Source organism: Huijunlia imazamoxiresistens (genome assembly GCF_037132455.1).
Classification (GTDB): Bacteria; Bacteroidota; Bacteroidia; order Chitinophagales; family Chitinophagaceae; genus Flavisolibacter; species Flavisolibacter imazamoxiresistens.
In genome coordinates this window covers 488,401-511,929 of the sequence record NZ_JBBBEI010000002.1, presented here as the reverse complement: position 1 = coordinate 511,929, position 23,529 = coordinate 488,401, and the positions used below count along the sequence as shown (strand labels likewise).

The 23,529-nt window shown below is 54.9% G+C and carries 10 protein-coding genes; all 10 read right to left on the bottom strand.

All coding sequences use genetic code 11. The features are described 5' to 3' along the window. Positions 1-257 precede the first annotated feature (257 nt). The 10 genes from V9K67_RS03955 to V9K67_RS03910 all read right to left on the bottom strand — a co-directional run bounded on the left by V9K67_RS03955 (position 258) and on the right by V9K67_RS03910 (position 23,256). The gene (locus V9K67_RS03955) at positions 258-9,308 is read right to left on the bottom strand and encodes a DUF8696 domain-containing protein (protein ID WP_336720257.1); all 9,051 of its coding nucleotides are present in this window, start codon (positions 9,306-9,308) and stop codon (positions 258-260) included. Between the two features lie 273 nt (positions 9,309-9,581). Further along, positions 9,582-9,827 carry a hypothetical protein gene (locus V9K67_RS03950; RefSeq protein WP_336720256.1) on the bottom strand — a complete coding sequence of 82 codons (246 nt, stop codon included), beginning with the start codon at positions 9,825-9,827 and terminating at the stop codon, positions 9,582-9,584. A gap of 77 nt (positions 9,828-9,904) precedes the next feature. Next, on the bottom strand, positions 9,905-10,594 hold the full coding sequence (locus V9K67_RS03945; RefSeq protein WP_336720255.1) for an SDR family NAD(P)-dependent oxidoreductase: 690 nt from the start codon (positions 10,592-10,594) through the stop codon (positions 9,905-9,907). A 201-nt stretch (positions 10,595-10,795) separates the two neighbouring features. Then, a complete protein-coding gene (locus V9K67_RS03940; protein WP_336720253.1) occupies positions 10,796-10,963 on the bottom strand; it encodes a hypothetical protein in 168 nt (55 codons plus the stop codon). A 238-nt stretch (positions 10,964-11,201) separates the two neighbouring features. Continuing rightward, complete coding sequence (gene priA / locus V9K67_RS03935) at positions 11,202-13,643, bottom strand: replication restart helicase PriA (RefSeq protein ID WP_336720251.1); 2,442 nt, start codon at positions 13,641-13,643, stop codon at positions 11,202-11,204. A 170-nt stretch (positions 13,644-13,813) separates the two neighbouring features. Beyond that, on the bottom strand, positions 13,814-14,131 hold the full coding sequence (locus V9K67_RS03930) for a hypothetical protein (RefSeq protein WP_336720250.1): 318 nt from the start codon (positions 14,129-14,131) through the stop codon (positions 13,814-13,816). Between the two features lie 33 nt (positions 14,132-14,164). Further along, positions 14,165-14,635: a hypothetical protein gene (locus V9K67_RS03925; protein ID WP_336720248.1), complete on the bottom strand. Its 471-nt coding sequence runs from the start codon at positions 14,633-14,635 to the stop codon at positions 14,165-14,167. A gap of 632 nt (positions 14,636-15,267) precedes the next feature. Next, the gene (locus V9K67_RS03920; protein ID WP_336720247.1) at positions 15,268-15,567 is read right to left on the bottom strand and encodes a hypothetical protein; all 300 of its coding nucleotides are present in this window, start codon (positions 15,565-15,567) and stop codon (positions 15,268-15,270) included. Positions 15,568-15,569: 2 nt separating this feature from the next. Beyond that, the gene (locus V9K67_RS03915; RefSeq protein WP_336720246.1) at positions 15,570-19,838 is read right to left on the bottom strand and encodes a DUF6443 domain-containing protein; all 4,269 of its coding nucleotides are present in this window, start codon (positions 19,836-19,838) and stop codon (positions 15,570-15,572) included. Continuing rightward, positions 19,828-23,256: a DUF5977 domain-containing protein gene (locus V9K67_RS03910; protein WP_336720244.1), complete on the bottom strand. Its 3,429-nt coding sequence runs from the start codon at positions 23,254-23,256 to the stop codon at positions 19,828-19,830. The genes V9K67_RS03915 and V9K67_RS03910 overlap by 11 nt, the downstream gene beginning before the upstream one ends. Between the last annotated feature and the right edge of the window lie 273 nt (positions 23,257-23,529).

Genomic DNA, 23,529 nt, shown 5'->3' with positions numbered 1-23,529 from the left:
AGGCGCACATCGCCGTTGTAGATGCCGGCCAGGGCGGGGTTGCGCAGCAGCGGCAGCTCATAGAACTGCGAAAAGTTGATGTCCTGGGCATGCAGCAGGCACACCAGGGAGGAAAGCAAAAGGGTAAAGATGGTTTTTTTCATGGAGAAGATATTAGTAAGTGGTTATTGGTTCATTGGTCAATTGGTTAATTGGGCCGTGACAGTCGAAGAGTTCTTCCCGTTCCTAATACCCAATTAACCAATTAACTAATATCCTTATTTCAACAGCGATATGTTTCCTTTATACGTATACGGCACGTTGTTCTCGCAGATCACTTCGCAGGTGTACACGTACACATCCGCTGCGCCGGGGATCCCTTTGACCCTGCCGTCCCAGCCGAAGGCCGGGCTGTTCGGCGCGAAGGCGGTCCGCTCGAACACCAGGTCGCCCCAGCGGTTGAAGATGCGGAAGGTTTTCACCTGGGCGACACCGGAAGCCCGCACCATCAGCACATCGTTGATGCCGTCGCCATCGGGGGTAAAGGCATTGGGGATAAACACCTGCGTATTCTGGCAAAAAGCCTTGAAGCTGATGGTATCCGATGCCGTACAGCCATAGGGCGTGGTCATCTTCACGGTATAGGTCACATTGCGTTTTATGGTGGCTTCCGGCGTGGCGCAGGTAGCACAATCCAGGTCGGTGGCCGGGCTCCAGCTCCAGGTCTTGCCCGGGCCGTTCACCACCTCGGGCTGGAAGCGGAACTTGGCACCGGTGGACAACACCTGGTCGGGACCGAGGTTGAGGGTCGGCACCTGGCCAACCGCCACCTCCACGGAAGCCGTTTCGGAAAAACAGTTCAGCGAATCCCGCACCAGCACGGTGTAGGTGGTCGTTGCCATGGGCCGGGCGACCGGGTTCGAAATATTGGTAGCGCTCAGGCCGGTGGCCGGCGTCCAGCTGTAGGTGGCGCCGCCCTTGGCCATCAGCTGCGACGACTGGCCGATGCAGATGCTGTCGCGGCTCTTCACGTCCAGGCGGAAGCGCTGCACTACGGTGGCCAGCACCGTATCGGTGGCCGTACAGCCAAACGCATTGGTGCCCGTTACCACGTAGGAAGTGGTTTCCGTGGGGGTAGCCACGGGGTTGGCGCAGTTGGCGCAGCTCAGGCCCTGCAGGGGCGACCAGCTGTAGCGGTCCCCGCCAGTGGCGGTCAGCTGGATGCTCTTGTCGCGGCAGATCGTCTCGTCGCGGCCGGTGGTCACTACGGGAGCCGGGTTCACGCGGATCGTAGCTGCCTTTTCATCCTTACAGCCATTCACGGTCATGGCCTCCACTTTTACGGGATAGGTGCCGGGCACCAGGTTCAGGTCGTAGGTAGTGGTGGTGGCGGTAGCCCCGTTCACGGTCCACTTCAGGGAGCTGATGGAATCTTCGGACTGCAGCACGGCACTCAGGCGAACGGGCGCATTGGCACAGAACTCGGTGCCGGAGGCGATCGCTACCGCGGGGATATTGTTTACCTGCACCGGGATGGTTTGTTTGGAGACGCTGCGGCAGCCGCTTTGCCCTATGGTGGTCAGGACCACCTCGTACGGTTTTTCCAGCGAATACTCGTGCGGTACGGTGCTACCGGTGCCGGTCTTGCTATCGCCGAATTCCCACAGCAGCTGCTGTTTGCCCGAGGTGGCACGGGAGGTTTCGGTAAACGTCACGGTAGTGGTGCCGCACTTCAGTTGCTGGGTATACGTAAAGCTGCTTTCCACTTTATCCACGACGATGGGCGTTGCTTCCAGCGCACGGGTACAGCCATCATTGCTGACCAGGGTCACCTTCGGGCGGTAGGTGCCGGCATGGGCGTAAGGGTGGCTCACTACCTGGCCGGTGGTTTCCTGGGTGGTGCCGTCACCAAACTCCCACAGCAGCTTGCTGGTTCCGGTCATAGTCACTTCGAAGCGGGCCGGCTCGCCGTTACACAGGCTGGCGGCATTGGCCACGCTTCCCTGGGGACCGTTCACCACCACGGTTTCCGGTTTGGTATAGGTACACCCGCCCGGGGCTACGGCCGTCATCGTCACCGTGTACCGGCCGGGATTTGCATAGGAATGCTGCTGCTGGCTGCCGGTAGCGGACGTATTGTCGCCGAAATCCCAGCGCACGCTGGCGGCCGGTGTGCTGCGGTTGGTAAAGGTAACCAGGGCCGGCGCACAAGTGCCGGAAGCGGTGATATCGAACGCTCCTGTTTTGGTAGCGCCCACTTTGATCAGCACCGGCTGGGTGGTGTTGGAGCAGGAGCTGCCGTCGGGGTTCTGGCGGATCGCCTTCAGCACGACGCCATAGTTGCCGGGTGCCGTAAACGCATGGGAGGGGTTCGGGTTGATGTCCGTCACGCCGTCCGCGAAATTCCATTGGTAGGAAGTAGCGCCGCCGGTAGAGTTGTTGGTAAACTGCACCTGTTCGTCGATGCAGGCCTCCAGGGTGCCGGGCGTAAAGGCCGCAGCAGGCGTTCCGTACACCTCGATCACTTCCTCGTCGGTCCAGGTAGAGCAACCGTTGGTGGCCACCAGGGTCACCTTGTAGGTTCCCGGCTTTTTGAAGGTATATGGCACCGTTTCGCTGTTTTTGGTCGTGTGCAGGGTAACGCCTTCTTCAAACGTCCAGGTGAAGGTCGCAGCCCCGGAGGAGTTGTTGACGAAGTTCACGGCCAGCGGGGCGCACCCTCTTTTCTGGGTACCGCTGACAGCGAAATCTACCTTGACGGTGCTGGGAGCCACCACGATGTCAAACGTGCTCTGGTCGGATCCGCAGCCGTTGGTGGCCACTAATGTTACTTTATGAGTCGTTTGCACCTCCGCATAATACGTATGCTGCACCGGAGCATTGGTGGAGGAGGTCTTCACGGGGCTGCCGTCACCGAAATCCCAGGTGTAGGTATTGCCCCGGCCCAGGGAGGTATTGTTGAAGGTCACTTCCATGGGGGTGCAGCCCACGGTTTTGCTGGGGGCGAAAGAAGCCTTGGGCGTTGCTTTCACCGTTACCGTGTGCTCGACCGGTACGATATTGATACAGTTTGAAAACACCTGCAGCTTCACGGTATAAACAGCGTCGTCGTGGGCGGGGTCGGGGTTAAAGATCACCTCGCCGGGCTGAACGGCCGTGGAGGTTTGCCCGTTGCCGAAATCCCAGCGGTAGGCAAAGTCCTCCGCTCCCGGCGTGGTGTTCTTCACCAGCACGGTCAGCGGTCCGCAGCCTTCGGCGGCGCCCAGGGTAAAGGCCGGCTGGGGCGTACGGAAGGTTTTGAAGGTATGCGTCACTTCGTCGGCGGTACAGCCGTAAGGGCTGAGCACTTTCAGGGTCAGCTGCACCTCCTCGTTTTCGTTGCGGAGGGTGTAGCCCGGCAAGGCAGCGCCCGTACCGATGGGATTGCCGTTGGCAAACCACTGGTAGGTGCCGTTGCGGTCCGCATAGGGCTGCAGGTTCACCACTTCGGGTTTCAGCTCAAAGGGTGCGCAGCTGGCGGTAACGGCAGGATTGAATTCCGCTTTGGCGTTGAGCCGTACGGTCAGCTTCACGGGGTTGCTGGTATGGGCCTGCGGGCCGGCACAGAGGTCGGTTTCCACGCGGCGGCGGTACCAGGTCGTTTGGGTCAGCACACCGGGCGCATAATCCACCCGGTCCGCACCCGGGATAACGGTCCAGTCGGTGCCGTTGGCGCTTTGTTCCCACAGGTAGCGGAAGACGCCGTTGCCGCCGGTGGGCTGGCTGCCCGTGATGGTGGGTGCAGCGGTATTGATACACAGGTCCCGGTCCTGGGCAATGCTGTTGCCGGCGATGGGGGCCTGCACCTCGATATGGGCCGGCTGGCTGTAGCTGCCGGCACAGGGACCGGAGGTAACCACCCGGCGGTAGTACAGCGAAGCCGAAGGCGTTACGGTCAGCGAAGCGGCCGTGGCGTTCGGCATATCGGTCCAGTCCTGCCCGTTGGCGGACGATTGCCAATGGATCTCGTAGATACCGTTACCGCCGGACAGGGCCTCGGAAGACAGCTGGGCCGGCTGGCCGGAGCACAGGGTGCTTGTCAAGGGGCTGATGCGGTTCACCAGGCCGGGGTAAACGGTCACCTTCACCTGGTCTTTGGTGACGGGACAAACGCCGTTATTAATGGAATATTCGAATTCATAGGTAATGGGCGTAGTGCCGGGCAGCAGGCCGGAAACGGTGGTTTCCGCCGCGGAAGCGTTGGCGAACACGGGCGCACCCGGGCCGATATTGCGCCACAGCACCTCACCGGTAGTGGGGGCGTTGCCTTTGAGGGTCGCTCCATCGGAAGCGCAGAGGAACTGGTCGGCACCGGCATTGGCCGGGGCGGGGCTGGCCACTTGGCGCAGTACCATAATATCGCTCGGCAACGAACAGGCGCCGATGGTAGCCTGGCGGCGCAGCCAGGTATCGGCCACGACGCTGTTCAGGCGGAAGGTTTGTTGCTGCGCACCGGGGATGTCGGTAAAGTCCACCCCGTTGGTGCTGACCTGCCACTGGTAAACCGGGGCAGAGCCATTGCCGCCGGTAGCGGCGGGAGCGTCCACCAGGAAAGGCGTTCCGTTACAAACCGTCTCGGTTTTGCCGTTGATACTGTTGACCAGCGGGTTGCTGTTGGCTACAACAACCACATCCGTAGCCGGGGCACAGACGCCGTTGGACAGGGCATATTCAAATTTATAGGTGTTCCCCGGCAGCAGGCCGGTCACGTCCACGAAGGATTTTGTAGGATCCGACAGGGTCACGGCCGGGCCTTCCAGCTGCTTCCACAGGTAGGTGAGGCCGGGGGCTTCGTTGCCGGTCAGCCGCACCGACGATTCGTTACACAGGTTGCGGTCCGGTCCAGCCTGGGCCCCGCCGGTTTTGGGCATGACGGAAACCGTGGCTACGGCCGAAGCTTCGGAGGCACAAACGCCGTTTTGTACCACGGCCCGGTACTGGGTGGTAACCTGCAGGTTGGTATACGCCAGCGAAGCAGTGGTATTGTTGATCTTCGTCCAGGAGGTGCCGCCGTTGGTCGAGCGCTCCCAGTACAGCACGTTGCCCTGCTGGCCGCTGAGGGTGAGGGTGCCGGTAGCGCCGCCCTGGCAGAAAGGAGCCGGCTGCGCTAGGGTACCGCCCACGCTGGGCTGGGATACCCGGATGACTACCGAGGCGGTCGCCTCCAGCGGGCAGCCGTCGGCCCTGCCGGCTGAGCCGACAATAGCCCGCACTTCCACGTCGTCCAGCAGGTGCTCCAGCTTCAACTGGGCATCCGTTTGGCTGACATCGGCGAACAGGCCGTCTTCCAGCGGCGCCGTATTCACCTGCCATTTAAGGATCTCCCCGCTATAGCCGGACAGGTTCAGCGTCACATCGCTGTTGCGGCAGACCGGGCTGTTGGGTGACAGGGTGCCCGCCACGGGGGCGCGGAATATTTTCAGAATAAGCTCGTCGGAAGAAGGCGTACAGCCCCCGTCATTGGAAAGGGTCCATTTCAGCTTCACCAGGCCGGAGGCCCGGCCAGTGGCGAGGCCGATATTCTTCAGGACCGTTTGCGGATCGGCCGCATTGGTAAACACAGGGGTAAGGCCGGTGGTATTTTCCAAAATGGTCCAGGCACCCTTTTCCCAGGCATGCGCCGGCGCATTGGCCTGGAGCGCCTGGGTGCGGGCCGTTCCGTTGTAATCGCAAATTTGCAGGTCGCTGCCGGCATTGGCGGCGGTAACGGCCGTACGGTTGAACACCTCTACCTCGTCCGAGGAGGAAGGGCAGGCACCGTTGGAAACGGTAAATGTAAACCTGTAGGCTTCACCGGGCTGCAGGCCGGTAACGTCCAGGACCGGCCGGGCGGGATCGGACAGGGTAAGGGGCTTCCCTCCTACCTGCTCCCACAGCAGGGTGGCGCCCGGCTGGTCGTTGCCGGTCAGCTGCACGGAGGTTTCCGCACAGAGGTACCGGTCGGCGCCGGCATTGGCCGGGGCCAGCGCGGGTTTTACGCTAATAGTGGTCACCGAAGAATTTTCGGGGTCGCAGCCGCCGTTCTGCACCACGGCCCGGAACCGGGTGGTCGTTTGCAGGTTGAGGGCGGTGTAATTTAAGGTGGTGCCGGAAGCGCCGGCCACGGTTTGCCAGGAAGCGCCCTCGTTTGTCGAAGCCTCCCAGCGCAGCACGTTGCCGCGGTGGCCGCTGAGGGTCACCGAGCCGTTGGCGCCGCCCTGGCACCAGGCGGCTTCGCCCGTTGTAGTGCCGCCGGCGGAAGGCTGGGATAGGGTGATGGTTACCTCGTCCGAAGAGCCGCCGCACCCCAGGGTGCTGGTGACCACGTAGCGGAAGGTATAGTTGCCGGCGGTAAGGCCGGTAACGGTGGTAGTGGGAGCTGCCGGGTTGGTGATTTGGGCGCCGGCAGGACCGCTGACCAACTCCCAGTTGCCGGTGCCATTGGTGATGGTATTGCCGTTGAGGGTCACTTCGGGTTGCTGGCACAGCACCTGGTCGACGCTGGCATTGGCCGCGGTCGGTGCCGGGTTGACGGTGAGGGTCACCACCTTGGTTTCCCCGGCACAGCTGCTGTTTTTGGCGGTGATGGTATAGGTAACGGTTTCCACGTTGGCCCCGGTATTTACCAGCTTGTGGCTGATGAGGGAACCCTGGCTGCCATTGGCATAGCCCGATACGTTGCCGGTGGCGGCGGCCGTCCAGGAATAAGTAGCGCCGGGGAAGGCAGAGGAAAGCTGGATGCTGGCCGACTCGCCGGAGCAGAGGACGTTTTTGGCGGCTATGGCTTCCAGGGAAGCCACCGGCCGTACCGTCACTACCAGCTGGGCGGGGTCGCCGGTACAGCCGTCGTACTGCGGCACGAGGGTGTAGGTGACCGTTGCATTCACAAGGCCGCTGTTGGCAAGCACCTCGTTGATGGGACCCGAGCCGGAAGCGGAAAAGCCGGTGAGGGCGGGCGAAGAAGCGGTGGCCGTCCAGGAGTAAGTAGCGCCGGGCTGGTTGCCGGTAGGCGTATACCGGAGGGCGGCGCCCGAGCAAATGGTGCGGGCCGCATTGGTCGCCGTCAGTCGGGGCTTGATGGCCAGGGTCAGGACGTCGGAAGCATCGGCACAGGCAGAGGTTTCCGGCTTAAAGGCCGTCAGCGTCAGGGTGACGGTGCCGTTGGTCTTGTCCTGGGCGCTGGGGGTATACAAGGAAGTCAGGCTGTTGGGGTCGCTGAACTGGCCGCTGCCGTTGGTGGTCCAGAGCACCCGTTGTACGGGGCCGGTAGCGGCGCCGGTGAGCGGCAGCACGTTGTCGTTAAAGCAAAGAGTAGCGGTCGCTGGCCCGGCATCGGCCGTCACCGGCTCGGTAAACGTGAGGATTTGCGTTGCCTGGCGGGTGCCGCAATTATTCATATAGGTAACCTCTACGGTGTATTCCTTGTGCTCTTTGAACAATACCTGGGGGTAGCGGTCGGCGGCCGAGGTTCCGTTCGCAAATTCGAAAGCGCCGCCGGTGATCTGCCATTGGTACACATCCGTGGCCGCATACGACAGGTTGTATTGCGGCATGTGGGCGGCATCGGTGGCGAAATCGATGATCCTGCCGGCGCCACAGATGCGGGCGTTGGCCGGGAAGGTCACGCTGGTGGTGCCCAGCACCTTGATGGTTCTTTCTTTGGAGAAGGCGCCGCAGGTGTTTTCCACGCTCAGCCGCAGGCGGAAGGAACCTTCCTTCGTAAAGCGGAGCTGGGGGTGCTGGGCCCCGCTGCCGTTCAGGAACTCGTAGCCGGAACCCTCCGGCAGGACGGCACCGTTTTCGTCCAGCACCTCCCATTTATAAATTACCGGCGGGCAGGTGCTTTCGTTGGTGAGGTTGGAAACCTGCACGTCCAACGGCAGGCAGCCGGTCAGTTCGTCGGCCCCGTTCATTTTGAATTCGGGCACCAGCACCGGCTCGATGCAGATTTTCAGGGGCGCTTCGGTAACGTTCATACAGCCCTCCGGGTTTTGGGCCATAAGTTTTAATTCCCAGGTGCCGGCCACGTTAAAAACGTTCGGGGGCACCACCAGGTTCCTGGAGGGGTTGTTGTACCAGGCCGCGGGAGCCAGTGAAAAAGTGGTGGCGCCGGGAGCTTTGATATACCAGTTCACCCGGTATTCGGACAGGCAGCCGTTCGTGGTGCCGTAGACGCCGGCAATGGTGTTGTTGAGGAAGGTGGCGCTTTTGTTGATACAACTTTTGGCAGGTCCGCTGGCATCGGCCAGCGGGGCAATGCTGGTGTTGACAAACTTGGAGGTACCGTTCCCGTTTTTGCCATAGGTGTTGCAGGCGCCGGCCATACCTTTATTATACAGGTACAGCTCTACCTTGAACTGCCCGTTCACGCCCAGGTTCGAACGGCAGGTAGCCACTTTGAACTCGTGTTTCAACAGCACTTCCTGCATGAGTTCGGCATGGGTCAGGGTACGCTCCCCGGTGCCGTCACCGAAGTTGATGGTATATTTCGAGCCGGGGTAGTTGTGGGCCAGCACGTCGCGATCGATCGAAAACAACACCTCGGAGAACATACACACGTTCTCACTGCTGAGGTTTCCCAGGCTGGTGTTGCCGGTATTGAACTGGAAGATGTACGAAAAGGTGGAGGAGAACCCGCCCTTGCTTTTAACGACCTCGATGGTATAATAATCCGTAGGCAGGCCGGCCGGAAGGGTAAAGGCAGGCGGTGCCCAGGAGGTGATGTTTACCGGCAGGTTGGTCAGCGCCCCGGTGGTGTGGTTGACGAGGTTGACGGTATAGGTAAATTCGGGGGAATAATCCAGCAGTTCCAGGCTGATCTCGGGGCTGAGGTCCCTGGAGTTCTTATCGAGGAAGCCGAAATAGTTGCTGCCTGCCAGGCAGTTCACCTTCAGGGTCGTTCCCGAAGGATTGCCGGCCACGGGGATCCCGATGCGGGCGGGCGGCTCCTGCACTTTAAAGACCGGCGAGGGCGCGGAGGTGGCGATGGGGCTACCACCGGATTGGGCTACCACCTGCAGGCGGTAGTTGCCTGCCGGCAGCGGGGAAGGCAGGGTTCCGTTCAGCACGGGAACAAAGAATTCCTGTACCGAACCGATGTTGCCGTTGATCACGGCACCGCTTTCATCCACCAACTGCAGGGTAAACGTCGTATTGAGAGGAAACACGCCTTCGGGCTCGAGGTGCAGCGATATGCCGCCACCGGGGATATAAGTAAGCCCTTCATTGAAAAAGGTTCTTTTGATGCTGGCTTGGCTATAGGCGGACAGCATGAAAAATGTCCCGAGGACCAGGCAGAGCAGGTTTCTCATAACAATGGGCAATGGATTATAAGGTTTTCAAACAGGTATAGATCACTAACGAAGAACAAATGTATTTTTTCTGCTCTGCATTCAACCTGCCTAAACTCCAATTGCTCAGGTATTTGGGACAAATACTGAAAAGCACCTAGATGCGAATCAGCACAACAAATTAGCACCCTTACACTAGAAAAGGGCCACCCGAAAAGCACTCAAATAACAATAAAATAGAACACGTAAAATTACCTGGAAAAACTCCCAAGAAAGCGCAAAAGCTTCCCGGAACTACTTCTTTCCCGGCTTACCTGCCTGTATTTCCTGTACGATTTTGACGATCCGGCCTAAACTATCGCGGATGCCGGCATGCTGTTGGGCCAGGCTATCCACCTGCTGCTGGAGCGCATCGATGCGCTTATTGACGCGTCCTTCGGGGGAAGAACCGGGGCCGCAGGCAGCCAGGAAGAGCAGCAAGCCAAACAGGAGCACAAAGGCAAGGCCGTGAGGAAGCCGATGAATGGTCGGGTGCGTCATATGGGATAATTTGTACTATAATTTAATACAATTCTGGTAACCTGCCAGCCTCCTCCCCTACCCCTCTGTTCGCCGCATCAGGCGTTGTTGTATACTTTCAAAATGGTTTCCCGCAGGGGGGCGGCCTCATCGGAACAGACGAACTCCAGCACCCGTGCCAGTTCTTCGGGCTGCACCCATTTACCCGGGTCGGCTGCCGGCATGTCGGCGCGGTTGGCGGGTGTATCCAGGGTGCTGGGCACCACCACGGTAGCCACGATATTCTTTCCCCTGGCCCCCTCGTTGAGGTACTCCGCCAGGCGGAACAACAGCGATTTGCTCAGCGCATAGGCCATCATGTTCTTTCCCTCGGCAGGCTGCAGGGCGGGGCGGGCGCCGATAAACACCAGCCGCCCGCTGCCGCGCTCCTGCATATGAAGGTAGAGCGGTCGGGCAAGGTTATAGGCCGTTTCAAAATTCAGGGCGATCAGCTTTTGGATATCCCCGGTAGCGGTTTCACCTAGGCGGCCCATGGTAAATGCGCCGGCCAGCATCAGGGCGGCATCAATGGCGCCGTACCGGGCAATAGCCTGCTGCACCAGGGCACCAGCGGCCGTTTCATCGGTGAGGTCCACCGCCTCCACCTGCAGCCCTTCCTGCGGAAGAATATTCTTTTTACTGTCTTCCTTCGATACCACGGCTACTACCTTATATCCCCTGCTCAGAAAATGGGCCGTAACGAACCTGCCTAAATTGCCGCTGGCTCCCGTAATCAGGACTGTCTTCATGGTAATGGTTAAGAAGTACAAGATACGGCTGTGGGGGAATTGGGGGATTGGTTAATTGGGATATTGGGATATTAGGAATCAGGTGCAAGAAACATTCGCTATTCCATAATGAACTTATAACGCTCCCTAATAAACGCAGGAACGCCCAACTTAGGAACTCAGGAACACAGAAACTGAGGAACTGACCTCCGGAACTTGTAGTTAGTTCCGATGCGGAGGTTTGAGGAAGCGAACGATAAAGCAGATCAGCATACCCGCTACCACACCCCAGGCGATACCGGCGGCCACCTGGCCCCGGAAGGCCCCGATGGCAGTGCCGACGGCAATGCAGGTGCTTAATATAGAGACAAACGGATTGTACTGGTTCATAACACGCTATCTTTTAGTTGGGTCGGAACCTATCTACAATATCCATTTATTTTGTTCAGGAACCATGCCACGGGTCCCTAATTTTCCTTTAAATTTCAGGCAGTTATATTCCCGGGCTCCGGGCGAAGCCTAGCAATTGGACGCCAATTACTTCCCCGGTTCCTCACTCCCATGACCCGGGCCCGGCCTGCTTTTTATAAGGGGCTGACTGTTCAGGTTTGAGGAAATTGGACCCTTTTTAGAGGGCATCCACATTGGGCACCACTACAACGTTGCGGAACTTTTTATCGGCATGCAATACGGCCACCTGTTGCAGCAGGTCGCTTTTGCAGTTGGCCAGGAATTTTGAGTCGCGGGGCAGCTTGAGCAGCAGCTCCATTAAGAACAGGTTGCGTACGCGGTTGATGACCGGCTCGGCCGGTCCCACCAGGTAGTTGCCGTAAACCGGCTGCAGCGCCTGGGCATAACGAACGGCCGCTTCCTGCACCACTGCCCGTTCCTTGTGGCGGAAGGTCAGGAGCACCAGGCGCGAGCAGGGAGGATAGTTGAACAGGCGGCGCTTTTCGATCTCATCGCGGTACAGGCCGGTATAGTCGTGGCCCCTTACCCATTCAATCACGGGATGCGCCGGGTTGCCGGTCTGGATGAGCACCTTTCCCGCCGCGTTCCTGCGGCCGGCGCGGCCGCTTACCTGCTCCATCAGCTGGAAGGCCCGCTCGTGCACCCGGAAGTCGGCAAAGCTCAGCAGCCCATCGGCGTCCAGGATGCCCACCAGGTCTACGTTATCGAAGTCCAGCCCCTTGACGACCATCTGCGTCCCCACCAGCACGTCGATCTTTTTCTGCTCGAACTGCTGGATCAGGATATCGTGGGCGTTCTTGTTGCGGATGGTGTCGAAGTCCATGCGGCCGATCTTGATGTCGGGCAGCTCGGTATCCAGCAGCTCCTCGATCTTTTCGGTGCCGAAGCTTTTGTGTACCAGCTTGTCGGTGCCGCAGGCCCCGCAGGTATGGATGGTCGGATAAATGTTGCCGCAGTAGTGGCACTTCAGCTTGTTGGATTGTTTGTGGTAGGTCAGCGACACGTCGCAATGGCGGCACTGCGCCACCCAGCCGCAGACCGTGCATACCTGGTAGGGCGTATAGCCGCGGCGGTTCTGGAACAGGATGGCCTGCTTGCCGCGGGCCACCGTGGTGCGTACCGCTTCCAGGAGCTGGGGCGACAGCATCACCTTTTCACCCGGCTTGCGGGCCACCGTGCGGGTATCGACCATTTCTATGAGGGGCAGGCTCACCTCGCCGAAGCGCTCCGACAGCTCCACCAGGCCGAACTTGCCGCTATGGGCGTTGTGGTAGGTTTCCAGCGAAGGGGTGGCGCTGCCCAGCAGCACCTTGGCGCGGGAAAGTCCCGCCAGGTAGATGGCGGCGTCGCGACCGTGGTAGCGGGGCGCCGGGTCCTGCTGCTTGTAGGAGGGGTCGTGCTCCTCGTCGCAGATGACCATTCCCAGGTTCAGGAACGGCAGGAACAGGGCCGAGCGGGCGCCGAGCACGATCTTCAGCTCCCCCGTCTTGATCTTGTTCCATACTTCCACCCGTTCGTTCTGGCTGAATTTGGAGTGGTAAATGCCGATATGGCCGCCGAAATGTTTTTGCAGGCGGCGGATGAGCTGCGCCGTCAGGGCGATCTCGGGCAGCAGGTACAGCACCTGCTGGCCTTTTTTCATTACCTGTTCGATCAGCTTTACGTACACATGCGTTTTGCCGCTGGAGGTGACGCCGTGGAGCAAGCAGACCGGCTTGGTTTCGAAGCAGGCGTCGATAGCGTCCTTGGCCCGTTGCTGGGCCGGCGACAGCTGGAAATCGATGGTCACGTCCTTGGGCAGATAGTGCAGGCGGTCCACCGCCCGTCTTTCCTTGATTAAAATTTCTTTTTCGACCAGCCCTTTGAGCTGGGCCTCGGAGGCGCCCGACTTTTTCAGGAGGTCGGCTTTTTGTACGGCGCCGGTGGTGCGCTGCAGGTGCAGGTAGGCCAGCAGCAGCTCGAGCTGCTTGGGCGCCCGGCTCCAGTTGTTCATCAGTTCCGCCAGCTTTTGTTCGTCGCCGTAGATGGGGTTGAGGAGGATGAAGGTTTCTTTTTTAGGCTGGAAGGTTTGTTTGAGTGATTCCCAGACAAAGCAGACCTTTTTGCCGATCAGGCGGTTGACCACCGGGTACACGTGGACGCTGTCGAGCACCTGCTGCACTTCGGTCAGGCGCAGTTCCCGCTTGATTTGCAGGGCCTCCGCCACCAGGTATTCGTCGTCGTCGAGGTCCGAAAAGTCTTCGCCGAATTCTTCGTTGAACACCAGCACCGTTTCGCTGGAAAGTTTGAAGTGGGCCGGCAGGGCAGCGGCCATCACGTCGCCTTCGGTGCACATATAGTAGGAAGCCATCCACTCCCAGAAGTCGAGTTGCCAGGGCTGGACCACCGGCACGGGGTCGAGGAGGCTGAGGATCTCCTTCAGCTGCAGGTGCGGGGGGGTGTGGTCCACGACCTTTTTGACGAGGCCTGCGTATTTCTTGTTTTTTCCCAGGTTCACTTCCACGCGGCAGCCGGGCCGGAGCTTTTCCTGCAGGGCGGGAGGCACCGCCCAGGTGTAATTCTTGGGGAGGGCCAGCGGTATAATGATCTCAGCGTACATCGACGGTGTAAATATAGGTACGATGTACGAGGAATTGGGATATTGGGAATTAGGGTATTGGGAATAGAGAATATATATTACAATAAAAAAAATACAAATTAATGAGTTGGCTTAATGGAATTTAATTAGCCGAGGCCTTACCCTTTTTAAAGAAGAAGCCATTGCTTAAATTAATTATTTACAGCTGCACTATCCCGATAAATCCAATATGGCTTAACTAGGTTCATTTTCTCATAAGACTTTAATCCTATCCCTTCTTCGGATTTATAATTTACATAGAGTATATAGCGGGTAAAACCTTCACTTGAGGATTTATCTATCTTAAGTTGTGTTCCCCGTTTTAAAACCCCTCCATTGCTGAGATAAAAGTTTTCTTTCAACTCAATATATTTTGTTTGCTTTGTCTTTCCCTGATTCCTGTCCATAAAGGACATAAGAACGATACCAATCAACATACCCATTGCAAATAATAGAATATTCTGTTTCATTGATTATTCTTTTCACAAATCGGCATAACTGCTTTAATTCGTTTTAACCCGTACATAACCAATAATCATTTTGAAGGGCTTGTCCGGAACCTTGCAGCATTCCTTATCGACCTTATTAAGCCCCTCTTCAATTAAATTTTGTTCCTCCTTAGTAATCGGCATAAACTCAAATGGCGTTACCAACCTGTTCGATGCTATCGGCTCATCAAAAAACTTTGGTAGTACCGTTGTATCGGTCACCCCATTCCATAAGGTCCTTTTTTCATCATTCCCGACAGTTTTCCTTAACATAACTTTATTACCACTACATTCGCAATTATAGAATATAGAATAAACAACTTTTCCTTTGTTCTTTTTTTCTAAATACAAATAATCGATACCACAACATAGCTCCTTCTTTATTACAACCTTTCCGCCATCATCTGTATTTTTCTCTAACAGCTTTTGGGCACTGCCGCAAGAACCAAGAGTTATAATTATTGAGACTGAAATAAGATACTTCATATCTAATACTTATTGGTTGAACTATTTCTACCCAATTCCACTGATGGCTCGTTTATTCTGCTTTTTCTAATTGGCCGCCTTTTATAAAGTATTCAAAGAATAAAAAATTGGAGTCAATTGATCCTTCTTTATCTTTTCTTAAATACATCTTATCCTTATGAAAATAAAATGACAGAACGTTACTTTTCATTCCCCAAGAACTAAGCTGCAATGTATCATTTGAACTCTGCCGAGTACCTGGTATTGTAGTTATTTGAGGTTTACTTAGTAGCACGTTTGTTTGCTTTGTAATTTCCAACGAAAATGTATTATTCTGGATCACACTCAACAACCACCGTATTTCAGTAGTTATTATATCTGTACAAATCTGTTTATGCGATTCATACTCCCCTTCAATTTGAAGAAGAATAAAACATATTAACATAAACGATTTAATCAAAAGGAACACAATTAATTACATTTTTTAGCTGTAACCTACCCCAACAATAAACCTAAATCAGGGGAGCCTACGCTTTAGCCTTTAGGCAGCAATTTCCCGGCTGGAGGCTACATACACCTCTTTCAAAATTATGCCTCTCCCAACAGCTTAAATATACTTCCTTACATTACCTTTCTATCTTATACACGACTAATTAAATTCTACCTTTCCTATAGTTTTTTTTATACCACTCGTGCCATTTCTGCAAATCATTCCTTTTACAGCTAAATCTACCGAAGTAGTTACCGTCCGTAGTAGCCTCGATACCTGTATTTTTTTCCATAAACTTTACCGATTCAGGACAATTCAACAATACATCTGATGATGTTCCTCTCGCAATTGAGTCTAAAATTTTGAAATGATATTCAAACTGGTTCTGGCTATTTTGGTTGTTTTGCGAACAAGCAGAAAAGCCACAGATTAATGCAACACAAAGGATTACTATATTTTTCATAATTATGGTTTCTTTTTAGCAGGTGGCGGAGTAGCTAGTTTTGCCTTAACACTTGTAAGATTATTCTGTTTCATAAAGACACTTACAACGTATATTTTCCCCGCCTTTGAAAAATTCTGATCTATAGCACCAGTTATTCTACCCGCTTTATCCTGTGTGACACTAGAAGAAGGGAGCATTACATCACTCCTGGAAAAGTCCCCTATTTTATTCTCTGCTGCTATTCCTTCCGCATGCGCATCATTAAAAGACTTTCCGTCAATTTGTTTTGCTTTTTGTTCTTGTAATTCATGCCCAAGCATGCTTTGTGGAGTTATAACACCATTCCCCTCGGCAACTTGCATATCTTTTATATCAATTATTCCCAAGGCATAACTGCCGACAATAATATCTTTACTTCCTTGAACTACACCTATTTTAACATTATCCTTTAAACTAACTATTCCATTTACAGTATTATAAAACTCCTGTTGCTTCTTTGTCATTTTCCCTTTCTTCCCTGTTGCTTCCAAGGTCGTATTTCCATTCTTATCCTGTTTTACAGTGTAAAATCCGCCCAAACCGCTATTAACTGTATTGTTGAATGCAGCTTTAGCTTTTGTATCTCCAGTTATTATTAAAGAATCTCCGTTCTCATCCATGAACAGAATTGGATTGTTTGCACCATACTGATAGGGTGTTAGGGTGTAGTATTGTTCACAGAAACGATCTTGAGTGAAAAATCTTCCAATTTGATTATCATACATCCTTGCCCCAAAGTCTAACCACTCCAAACCTGACCCATCAGAAAACTCTCTTCGCAGCTCTTCCTTACCATTGAATTTATATTTATTCTCTACTCCTCCAAAAGAGACTGCCTTCGAGCTTATTCCAGCCATGGTGAGTCCGTACGGATAATAATGCGTCTCTTCCAGAATTGGACCTCTTTCATGTGCCAGCATAAAGTTATCGAAATAAACCAGCTCATTGCTTTCATTGGCCACGTACACGTAAGCATAGCCATTCCGTCCTGCAGCAACGGCCCTGGAAAAAGTACGGTCGATGATGGTGCGTATTCCCGGGGTATAATCGACCGATTCTACCCTGCTGCTCGCTTTATCGAAACGGAACTGCTCATCAAAGAACAACACGGACAGGTAGGCCCTGGGCGCTTGCCCTCCGCCGCCGGCAGGTGGCGAATTGATGAACTCTGCAAAACCCGGGTCATTTTCCAGCCGGCGGGTGACAGCCTCGGCTTCTCCTTTTAACAATGCGGCCGGTGCCGTGGAGGCGGTCAGGCTGGACAGCAGGCTTTGCACCAGGCTGGTCAGGAGATCGGTCCCGAAATTTTCCGTAGGAGCCTCATGGAAGAAATAATCTACCCGTACATGCAGCCGGTCGCCGGCCATTACTTTCAGAAGTTTTGCAGCACCAATGGCACCGGTGCTTTTCCGGACCGGCAAGGCAAAAGTCTGCTCCTCCCCTATGGTTACCGGGCTGCGTACGGCGTCCACATCAATGGACTGCCCCTGGCTGTTGTCCCACTGCTCGTTCTGACGATCTTTATTCGAATCCTCAAAGGTCAGGGGCTCATAGGAATCTGTTCTCTGTTCTTCAGTCAGCACTATCCGCACATTGCCCAGGTGATCTTTTAAAAAGTAATCATAGGTAAATGACGTGACGTTCCCGCCGTCATCCCTTAAAGGCCGGATACGGCCCTCTTCCTGCGGCAGGAATTGCAGGACGCCGTCCTCATAAGTACCAAACAGATATTGGGTAACCCGGGCGGGCTTACCCGTTTCCCGCACCACTTTATTGAGCTTATTGCCACCCGCATCGTACACATATTCAATACTGCCGTGGCCGTCGACGGTGATAAGCTGCGGCAGGTTCAGGTGGTTATAGGTTATGGCACTGATGCCTTTGTTCTGGTCCGCAATAAGGTTGCCGGAGACATCGTAACTGTAGTCGGAAGTGGCTTCATCCTTCGCACCGCTCAGCGCTGCCAGGTAAGCGGCAGACACCCGAAAATCGCCCAGCTTTGTTTGCGGGTCATTGCTACCGTCCGTGACCTGGAGGAGCTTGTTGCTGTTGGGCGCATAGCGGTACTGCAGCTGGTCGACATAGCCGCTACCGGAACCCTTCCAACCCTTCTGGTCCATGGTGGCCATGTTGCCGTTGGCATCATAACTCAGGTTGGAAACCGAAAAATCCAACCCTTCGTCTTTGCTAAAGCCTCCACTGTACTGGTTAAAATCGGCTGCCGTGAGCCGGTTGACAGCATCATAAGAAAAATCGTACTTCCGGATCCTGGGATCCCCTTTAGTTTTCCAGACCGTGCCGGCAATATTTCCGTTATACTGGGCGGCAGCATAGTTGCCCAATGCCCCAACAGGCGTTTTGTCGTACCCCAGGTCAAAGCCGAAATAGGCTTCGCTGCTTTGGGGACTCAGCGCATACGGACGGTTCACGCCCAACAGCCACCCCCTGATATTGTAGTCGTAGGCAAGCGTTTCCAGTCCTGCACCGGAAGCACCCGGGGCCAATATCTTCTTTTTGAGCTGCCCCAGCGCATCATATTCCATCCGGCACAACGTTTTCCACCCGGCGCCGTTCACGTTTTTCGCCAGGGCTGTCACCCGGTCCTGGTCGTCATAACTGGTCATTGTAGCCACTTCAACGGTTTGTCCCGGGCTTCCCTGGAACTGGTGCCGGATATGGGTCCGGAGGACCTTACCGGAAAAAGCAAACTGCGTAGTCATTACGTCCAACCCACCGCTTTCGTTTACGGACTGGACCTGGATCAGCCTTCCTTTGTCATCATAAATGTTTACCGAAGAAAGAAACCGGTCGGCCGTGCCCAACACCTTTACCTTTGTCCAGGTAACCATCCCTTTGGTATCAGCGGAAGCAGCAAGGGGTTCCGCAAAATCGGGGGCAGCGGAAGCAGCCTGCAGGTAAGCGTCATAGCCGCTGTTATTTAAGGTGCCGGACAGCCCTTCCGGAACTCCTGAATAATTATCGTAATGGGTTTGGCTCAGCAGTTCCGATGCATAACCTTCAAGTTGTGGATAGGCGATACTTTCCCGGGCCTGCTCCCGGTGCCAGGCGGCATCGTTGTAATGGGCCGGGTCTGTCAGGAGGCTGGTGGCTACCGGGCGGTTGAAATCGTTCTCGTAAACGGTCACCATCCATTTTTGTTCCGCACGCAGGTGGGCGTCCTGCATCAGGACCAGGCGATCCCGGGCATCGTATACCATATAAACGGTTTCAGCACCCGGCACTTTTTTCAGGATCATCCTGCCCTTGGCATCATAGGCGTAGCGGAAGGCCAGTTCGCTTAACAGGTCCTGCCGGTTGCTTATGTCGGACCAGGCGTTTTCCCTGGATAATAGTTCTACAGCCTTGGGCTGCAGCACGGCCCGCAACCGGTTCAGGTCGTCGTAAATGTAATAGGTACACAGCCAGTTGCCTGGTGCGCTGGCCCCGGCACGGGCGAAATCGGACCGGTCGGCCGATTGCACTTTCTTCAGCACCTGCTTTCCTTCCTTATCCACGAACTCTATTACCAGGTTGCCGTGCTCATCCTCCGTACTATTCTTAAACAGCTCTCCTTCCGAATAATCGCCGGTGAAAGTATAGGAGCCAAAGCCGCCCGGCTGATCGCTGACTTGCCACCGCTTCACGCCATCCTCAGTCGTATTCAGGGAAAACAGGGACTTCACGGTATGGCCGTTACCCGGCTGCCAGGTAGCCCCCGGGGCACCGGTTTCCCGGGAACGGTTCAAGGGGGAAAACTCGAAAAAGGTTTGTGAAAAAGGCTGCATGTCCGCAGCTACGCCCATCGTTGAAGTGGCGGGGTCGTAAAAGGCTTTTTGATCCTGGCAAGCCGTGCTGCGGAAGCTGCCGTTACCGGACAGAGAACGATCGGCATAGGGAAGAAACTTCTTCACCTCTCTTCCATAGCCATCAAACTCCACCGGCGTAATGATATCGGCCCCTGAGGGAGCTGCCTGGAATATTACTTGTTGCAACGGCCTTCCCAGGCCGTCGAAATACGTAACCTGCCGGCTTTTGCCGCTGGCAGGCAGCCCCTCCACTGCTTCCGGGGAAATTACCCCGGGCTGCCGGACCACCGTTGCCTGGATGAAATTCCGGTCCGTACTGACTTGGCCAATAACAGAAGCGGACAGCAGACAACTGTAAAAAACGGCAGCGACAATGCGAAACCTGTTCATAAAAATCATTTTGCTAACCAGAAAATCTTTATTAAGACGCTCATTAATTGCCATTACTGATGATCAATTGGTTGCACCCCTCTGCACTGACCACTACTTCCTTAAAAGAAGCGGATGTGGTACCGGGAGCATGTTGACAACCGACACTAAACGTCCAGTAACCATCCGCCCCTGCCACCGATATATTTATGTCATATTCGCCGGGGGGGACGGGATACGTACCGGTCCCCGGCAACACCCGGAAGCTATACGTATAGCCGGACTTCCTGTTTTTATAGGTTGCCCAGCCAACACTGTTGGAAGTATTGGATAAATTCAGGTATACGGCCGTTGAGGGACAGTAGCCGTAAAGATTCGTCAGCCGCTGTCCGTTTGCATCCATATCAGCCCGGGCTTTGGTATCGGCATCCTCCTGGCTTAAAGTGGAGCTATACGTGCCGGCGGGAACCCAGTAGACATAGAAAAACGATCGTTCCCCATCGGGGCAATCATTTTTGAAATACCGTCCCTGGCGGGCAGCACTATAGTAAATGCACTGGCCGATCCGGTTGGCGCTATGCTGTCCGTTTGCGTCTACCTCTGCCTTTGCCTGCGCATCGGCCTCTGCCTGATTCTTCGAGGATACATACTTTCCATAAGGAACGCCATAGGTGTGGGTAGTTGGAAAGGAACCCTCGGGGCAACCGGTCTTTGTAAAATCTTTCCATGCGGCCTCGTTATAAAACATCGTGGGTTCGGAAGAGGGCACTGCGGCACCCAACCCAAAATTGTAGGCAATGTTCTTTAGGATGTTTCCCTGCTCATCCTTTATCTCTACCAGCCGGCCCAGGCCATCGTATTCATAAAAGGTGAACCGGTTATTGGCATCACAAGTGCTGGTAACCCCTACCAGCGGCTGATAGCAATACGTGGTCATTTGTGCATTCCGGGGATACAGCCGCAACTCGTCGATCGTAACGCCCTCCGCCAGCAGTTCCACCCGGGAAATACCCGCCGGAAGCTGGTGCTCAAAAAAAGTCCATCCATTAATGCTTTTGCCCTGCCTGCCCGCCGGAACGGTCAGGCCGTCATTAACGGTAACTCGCACCCCTGCCGTAGTGGCCCAATACGAAACGATCAAAGGCGGCGCTGCAGCAGGCAATTCCTTTTTTATTGAAAGGTTGACCGAAAGATCGTAGGAAGACCGGCCCGTCAAGGCAAGCCTGGCATTGATCCCCGCGCCCTCGTAAACCCATGAACTCCCCGGCACTTTTGATTCAAACCCGGAATAAGCGGTCACCTCGCTCGCTGCATTCTCCACCGAAGCGGCAACAAGGTTACCCTCCCACAGGTAGGTTGTAGTACGGTCATGGGCTTTCGCCTGTTCCAGCAAGTTACCTCCTGCGTCATAGCGGAAGGAGCCTGCAAGTTGGTATTCCGGCGCCAGGATGAATACGCCCTCCTTTACAGCGGATGATTCCAGGGAAGTCAATGGGGAAGCGACTTCGAGGCGGTAAACCTTTTCAGGGTAAGGCAGGGCTGAATGATAGGTGGTCACCGATCCGCTGATATAGCGCCGGCGGGACCCGTCGGCTTTCTGGCGGTATTGAACGGATTCCACTTCAGCACCCAGGATATTTTTACTCACCAGGTTTAGTAATCCTTTTGTCGCCTCATCATTCCAGGCGGTCATGACATAATCGCCGGCATATTTCCTTTCGGTGACCATTACTTCTCCTTCGGTAGTGGTTTGTTCGATCTTTCCGGGAAAGGCATGTGCCCCATTTCCATAGGTCATGGTTTTGGTACTGGTCAGGTATGCATCGCTTAACTGGTCATAAATCTTCTCTGTTTGCTGCACCAGTTGCTTGCTGCTGTACGATCGGCCATAACCATTCAGATAAAGCCGGGTGGCATACCTCCTGGTTTCCACACATTCCTGACTCCGCTTTTCCCAGTCCCCATAGTTGCGGAAATAATTGCTGCTGGTCCGGCAGTAGAGTTTTTTATTTGTCTGAAATTCATCTGCCTGCACCGTAAAGGCATAAATACTTTTTAGGAAATTATATTTATACTCATAGGCCATCTCCTTTAAAAGTTTCCCGTTATTATCAAAAACCGACTGGCCTGTCAGATCGCCGCTCCCAATATCCTCCTCATACTCGTGCATATCCCCGGTCCTGTACCGGTAGACCGTTTTGCCCAAAGGCTGGCCATTCGTTACATCCGTAAGAAATTCCGTTACTTGCTGGTATCCCAGGTGGCTTCCCTGGAAGGAACCCAGGCCCATAATCGAATTCGCCGAAACGGTGGTGGTAATAAGACCGTAGGCCACTTTCCCCAGCCGGGTTTCGCATTCCGTGTCATGACCATAGGAAAAAGGTTCCTGGTAATGCTGGTACGTGCTGTTAATAGAATAAACAGGAAGTATTCCACCCCTGCCGCTGGTAGCGCCATCATCCTGGGTGTACGTGTAGTTCCGCGCAACGGCCTGCCTGTTTTCAAAGGAATAGTCGACAATTCTTTTTATCCGCAATCCTCCGGCAACACGGACAATATTACCCGGAAACCACCCTTGGTTCAACTCGTATTCGAAGGTGGAATACCCGCCTGTGGGATAGGTCATCTTCGTAAGAATGGTCGCGGAAGACCCCTCAAAACTGGCTTCCCGGTAGGCGTCCTTACCTACCACAAGATCCGGCCGACCGGGCCGCCGGACGGAAATATTGGGAACAAGGCTTTTATTCCCGGCGGCATTATAGAAACCCCAATGGTCGAGGTCTGCAGTCGCCCTGTCCGGCAGAGAACCGGAGGAGGTATTGTATGCAAAAGAATAAGGTGGCTTTGAAGGTGTTTTTCCGTCCACTGCCATTTCCTGAACCGCCTCGAGGCGCAGTCGCTTTTTACCGGCAGGATCCTGCGGGCCGCCAAAATAGCCGTGACGAAGATCAAACTGCTGCACCAAACTTCCGGAATGGTCCCGGGAACTATAAATTTTCAGCTGCTGCAACACCCGGTCCTCCGGGAAATCAGAATCACTCCTTCCCGTCCCGGACACCAGCTCCACATAGGAAATGAGCTTTCCTTCCCGGAAAAGGCTGATCTTCTTTAAAAACTTACGGGCAATGCTGATGGAAGGAGCAGGAGAGATATATGAAGCAAAATCCGCTACAAGTTTGGAGCAATGCAAACCCTTACCCTTTTCGCCATAGGTGCAACTTGCCGATTCGTTTTGCAGGAAATTGGGGTGCTGCAGTTGTGCAGTACGAGTGGACCAATAATCAAAATCGATCACTTCCTTACCATCAGCCGACTCTACCCGGCTCAAAAACCAGCTGGAAGGAAACAGGTACCAGTTGTTGTTTGCCTGCCCTTTTTCATCACTGGACACCATCTTCGTTGTCTCTACAGCGAAAAAGGTGTAGGTTATACCCTGTTCGTCCCGGATGGTGAAGCCAGGGCTCCTGGTACCATAAGGCGTAATCTCCAGCATATCCTTTTGCCTTTTGAAAATGCTCCGGTCCGGAAGGATCAAAAACTTTCCCGCATGCCCGGGAAAATTAAAGTAATACAGGTCTGGTTGTGTTTCCAGGGTCCCGTCCTGCACCCTGTTCATAAAGCTGTAATAAGCAAACATGTCGGAGGGAGCAGGCGCCTGCAGCGGGTTGAGCCCGGCCGAAAAATAGTTTTGTTCCGTATCCGGGTTTCCCAGCGCAGCCCTGGTGACCACGCCCCCGGCATTGAGTGTCCAGCCACTGCCTACCCA

Bases quoted from the DNA above. Each gene is read 5' to 3' on its own strand.
- V9K67_RS03955 (WP_336720257.1), bottom strand. From the start codon at position 9,308: ATGAGAAACCTGCTCTGCCTGGTCCTCGGGACATTTTTCATGCTGTCC.
- V9K67_RS03950 (WP_336720256.1), bottom strand. From the start codon at position 9,827: ATGACGCACCCGACCATTCATCGGCTTCCTCACGGCCTTGCCTTTGTG.
- V9K67_RS03945 (WP_336720255.1), bottom strand. From the start codon at position 10,594: ATGAAGACAGTCCTGATTACGGGAGCCAGCGGCAATTTAGGCAGGTTC.
- V9K67_RS03940 (WP_336720253.1), bottom strand. From the start codon at position 10,963: ATGAACCAGTACAATCCGTTTGTCTCTATATTAAGCACCTGCATTGCC.
- priA (WP_336720251.1), bottom strand. From the start codon at position 13,643: ATGTACGCTGAGATCATTATACCGCTGGCCCTCCCCAAGAATTACACC.
- V9K67_RS03930 (WP_336720250.1), bottom strand. From the start codon at position 14,131: ATGAAACAGAATATTCTATTATTTGCAATGGGTATGTTGATTGGTATC.
- V9K67_RS03925 (WP_336720248.1), bottom strand. From the start codon at position 14,635: ATGAAGTATCTTATTTCAGTCTCAATAATTATAACTCTTGGTTCTTGC.
- V9K67_RS03920 (WP_336720247.1), bottom strand. From the start codon at position 15,567: ATGAAAAATATAGTAATCCTTTGTGTTGCATTAATCTGTGGCTTTTCT.
- V9K67_RS03915 (WP_336720246.1), bottom strand. From the start codon at position 19,838: ATGGCAATTAATGAGCGTCTTAATAAAGATTTTCTGGTTAGCAAAATG.
- V9K67_RS03910 (WP_336720244.1), bottom strand. From the start codon at position 23,256: ATGCTGGAGATTACGCCTTATGGTACCAGGAGCCCTGGCTTCACCATC.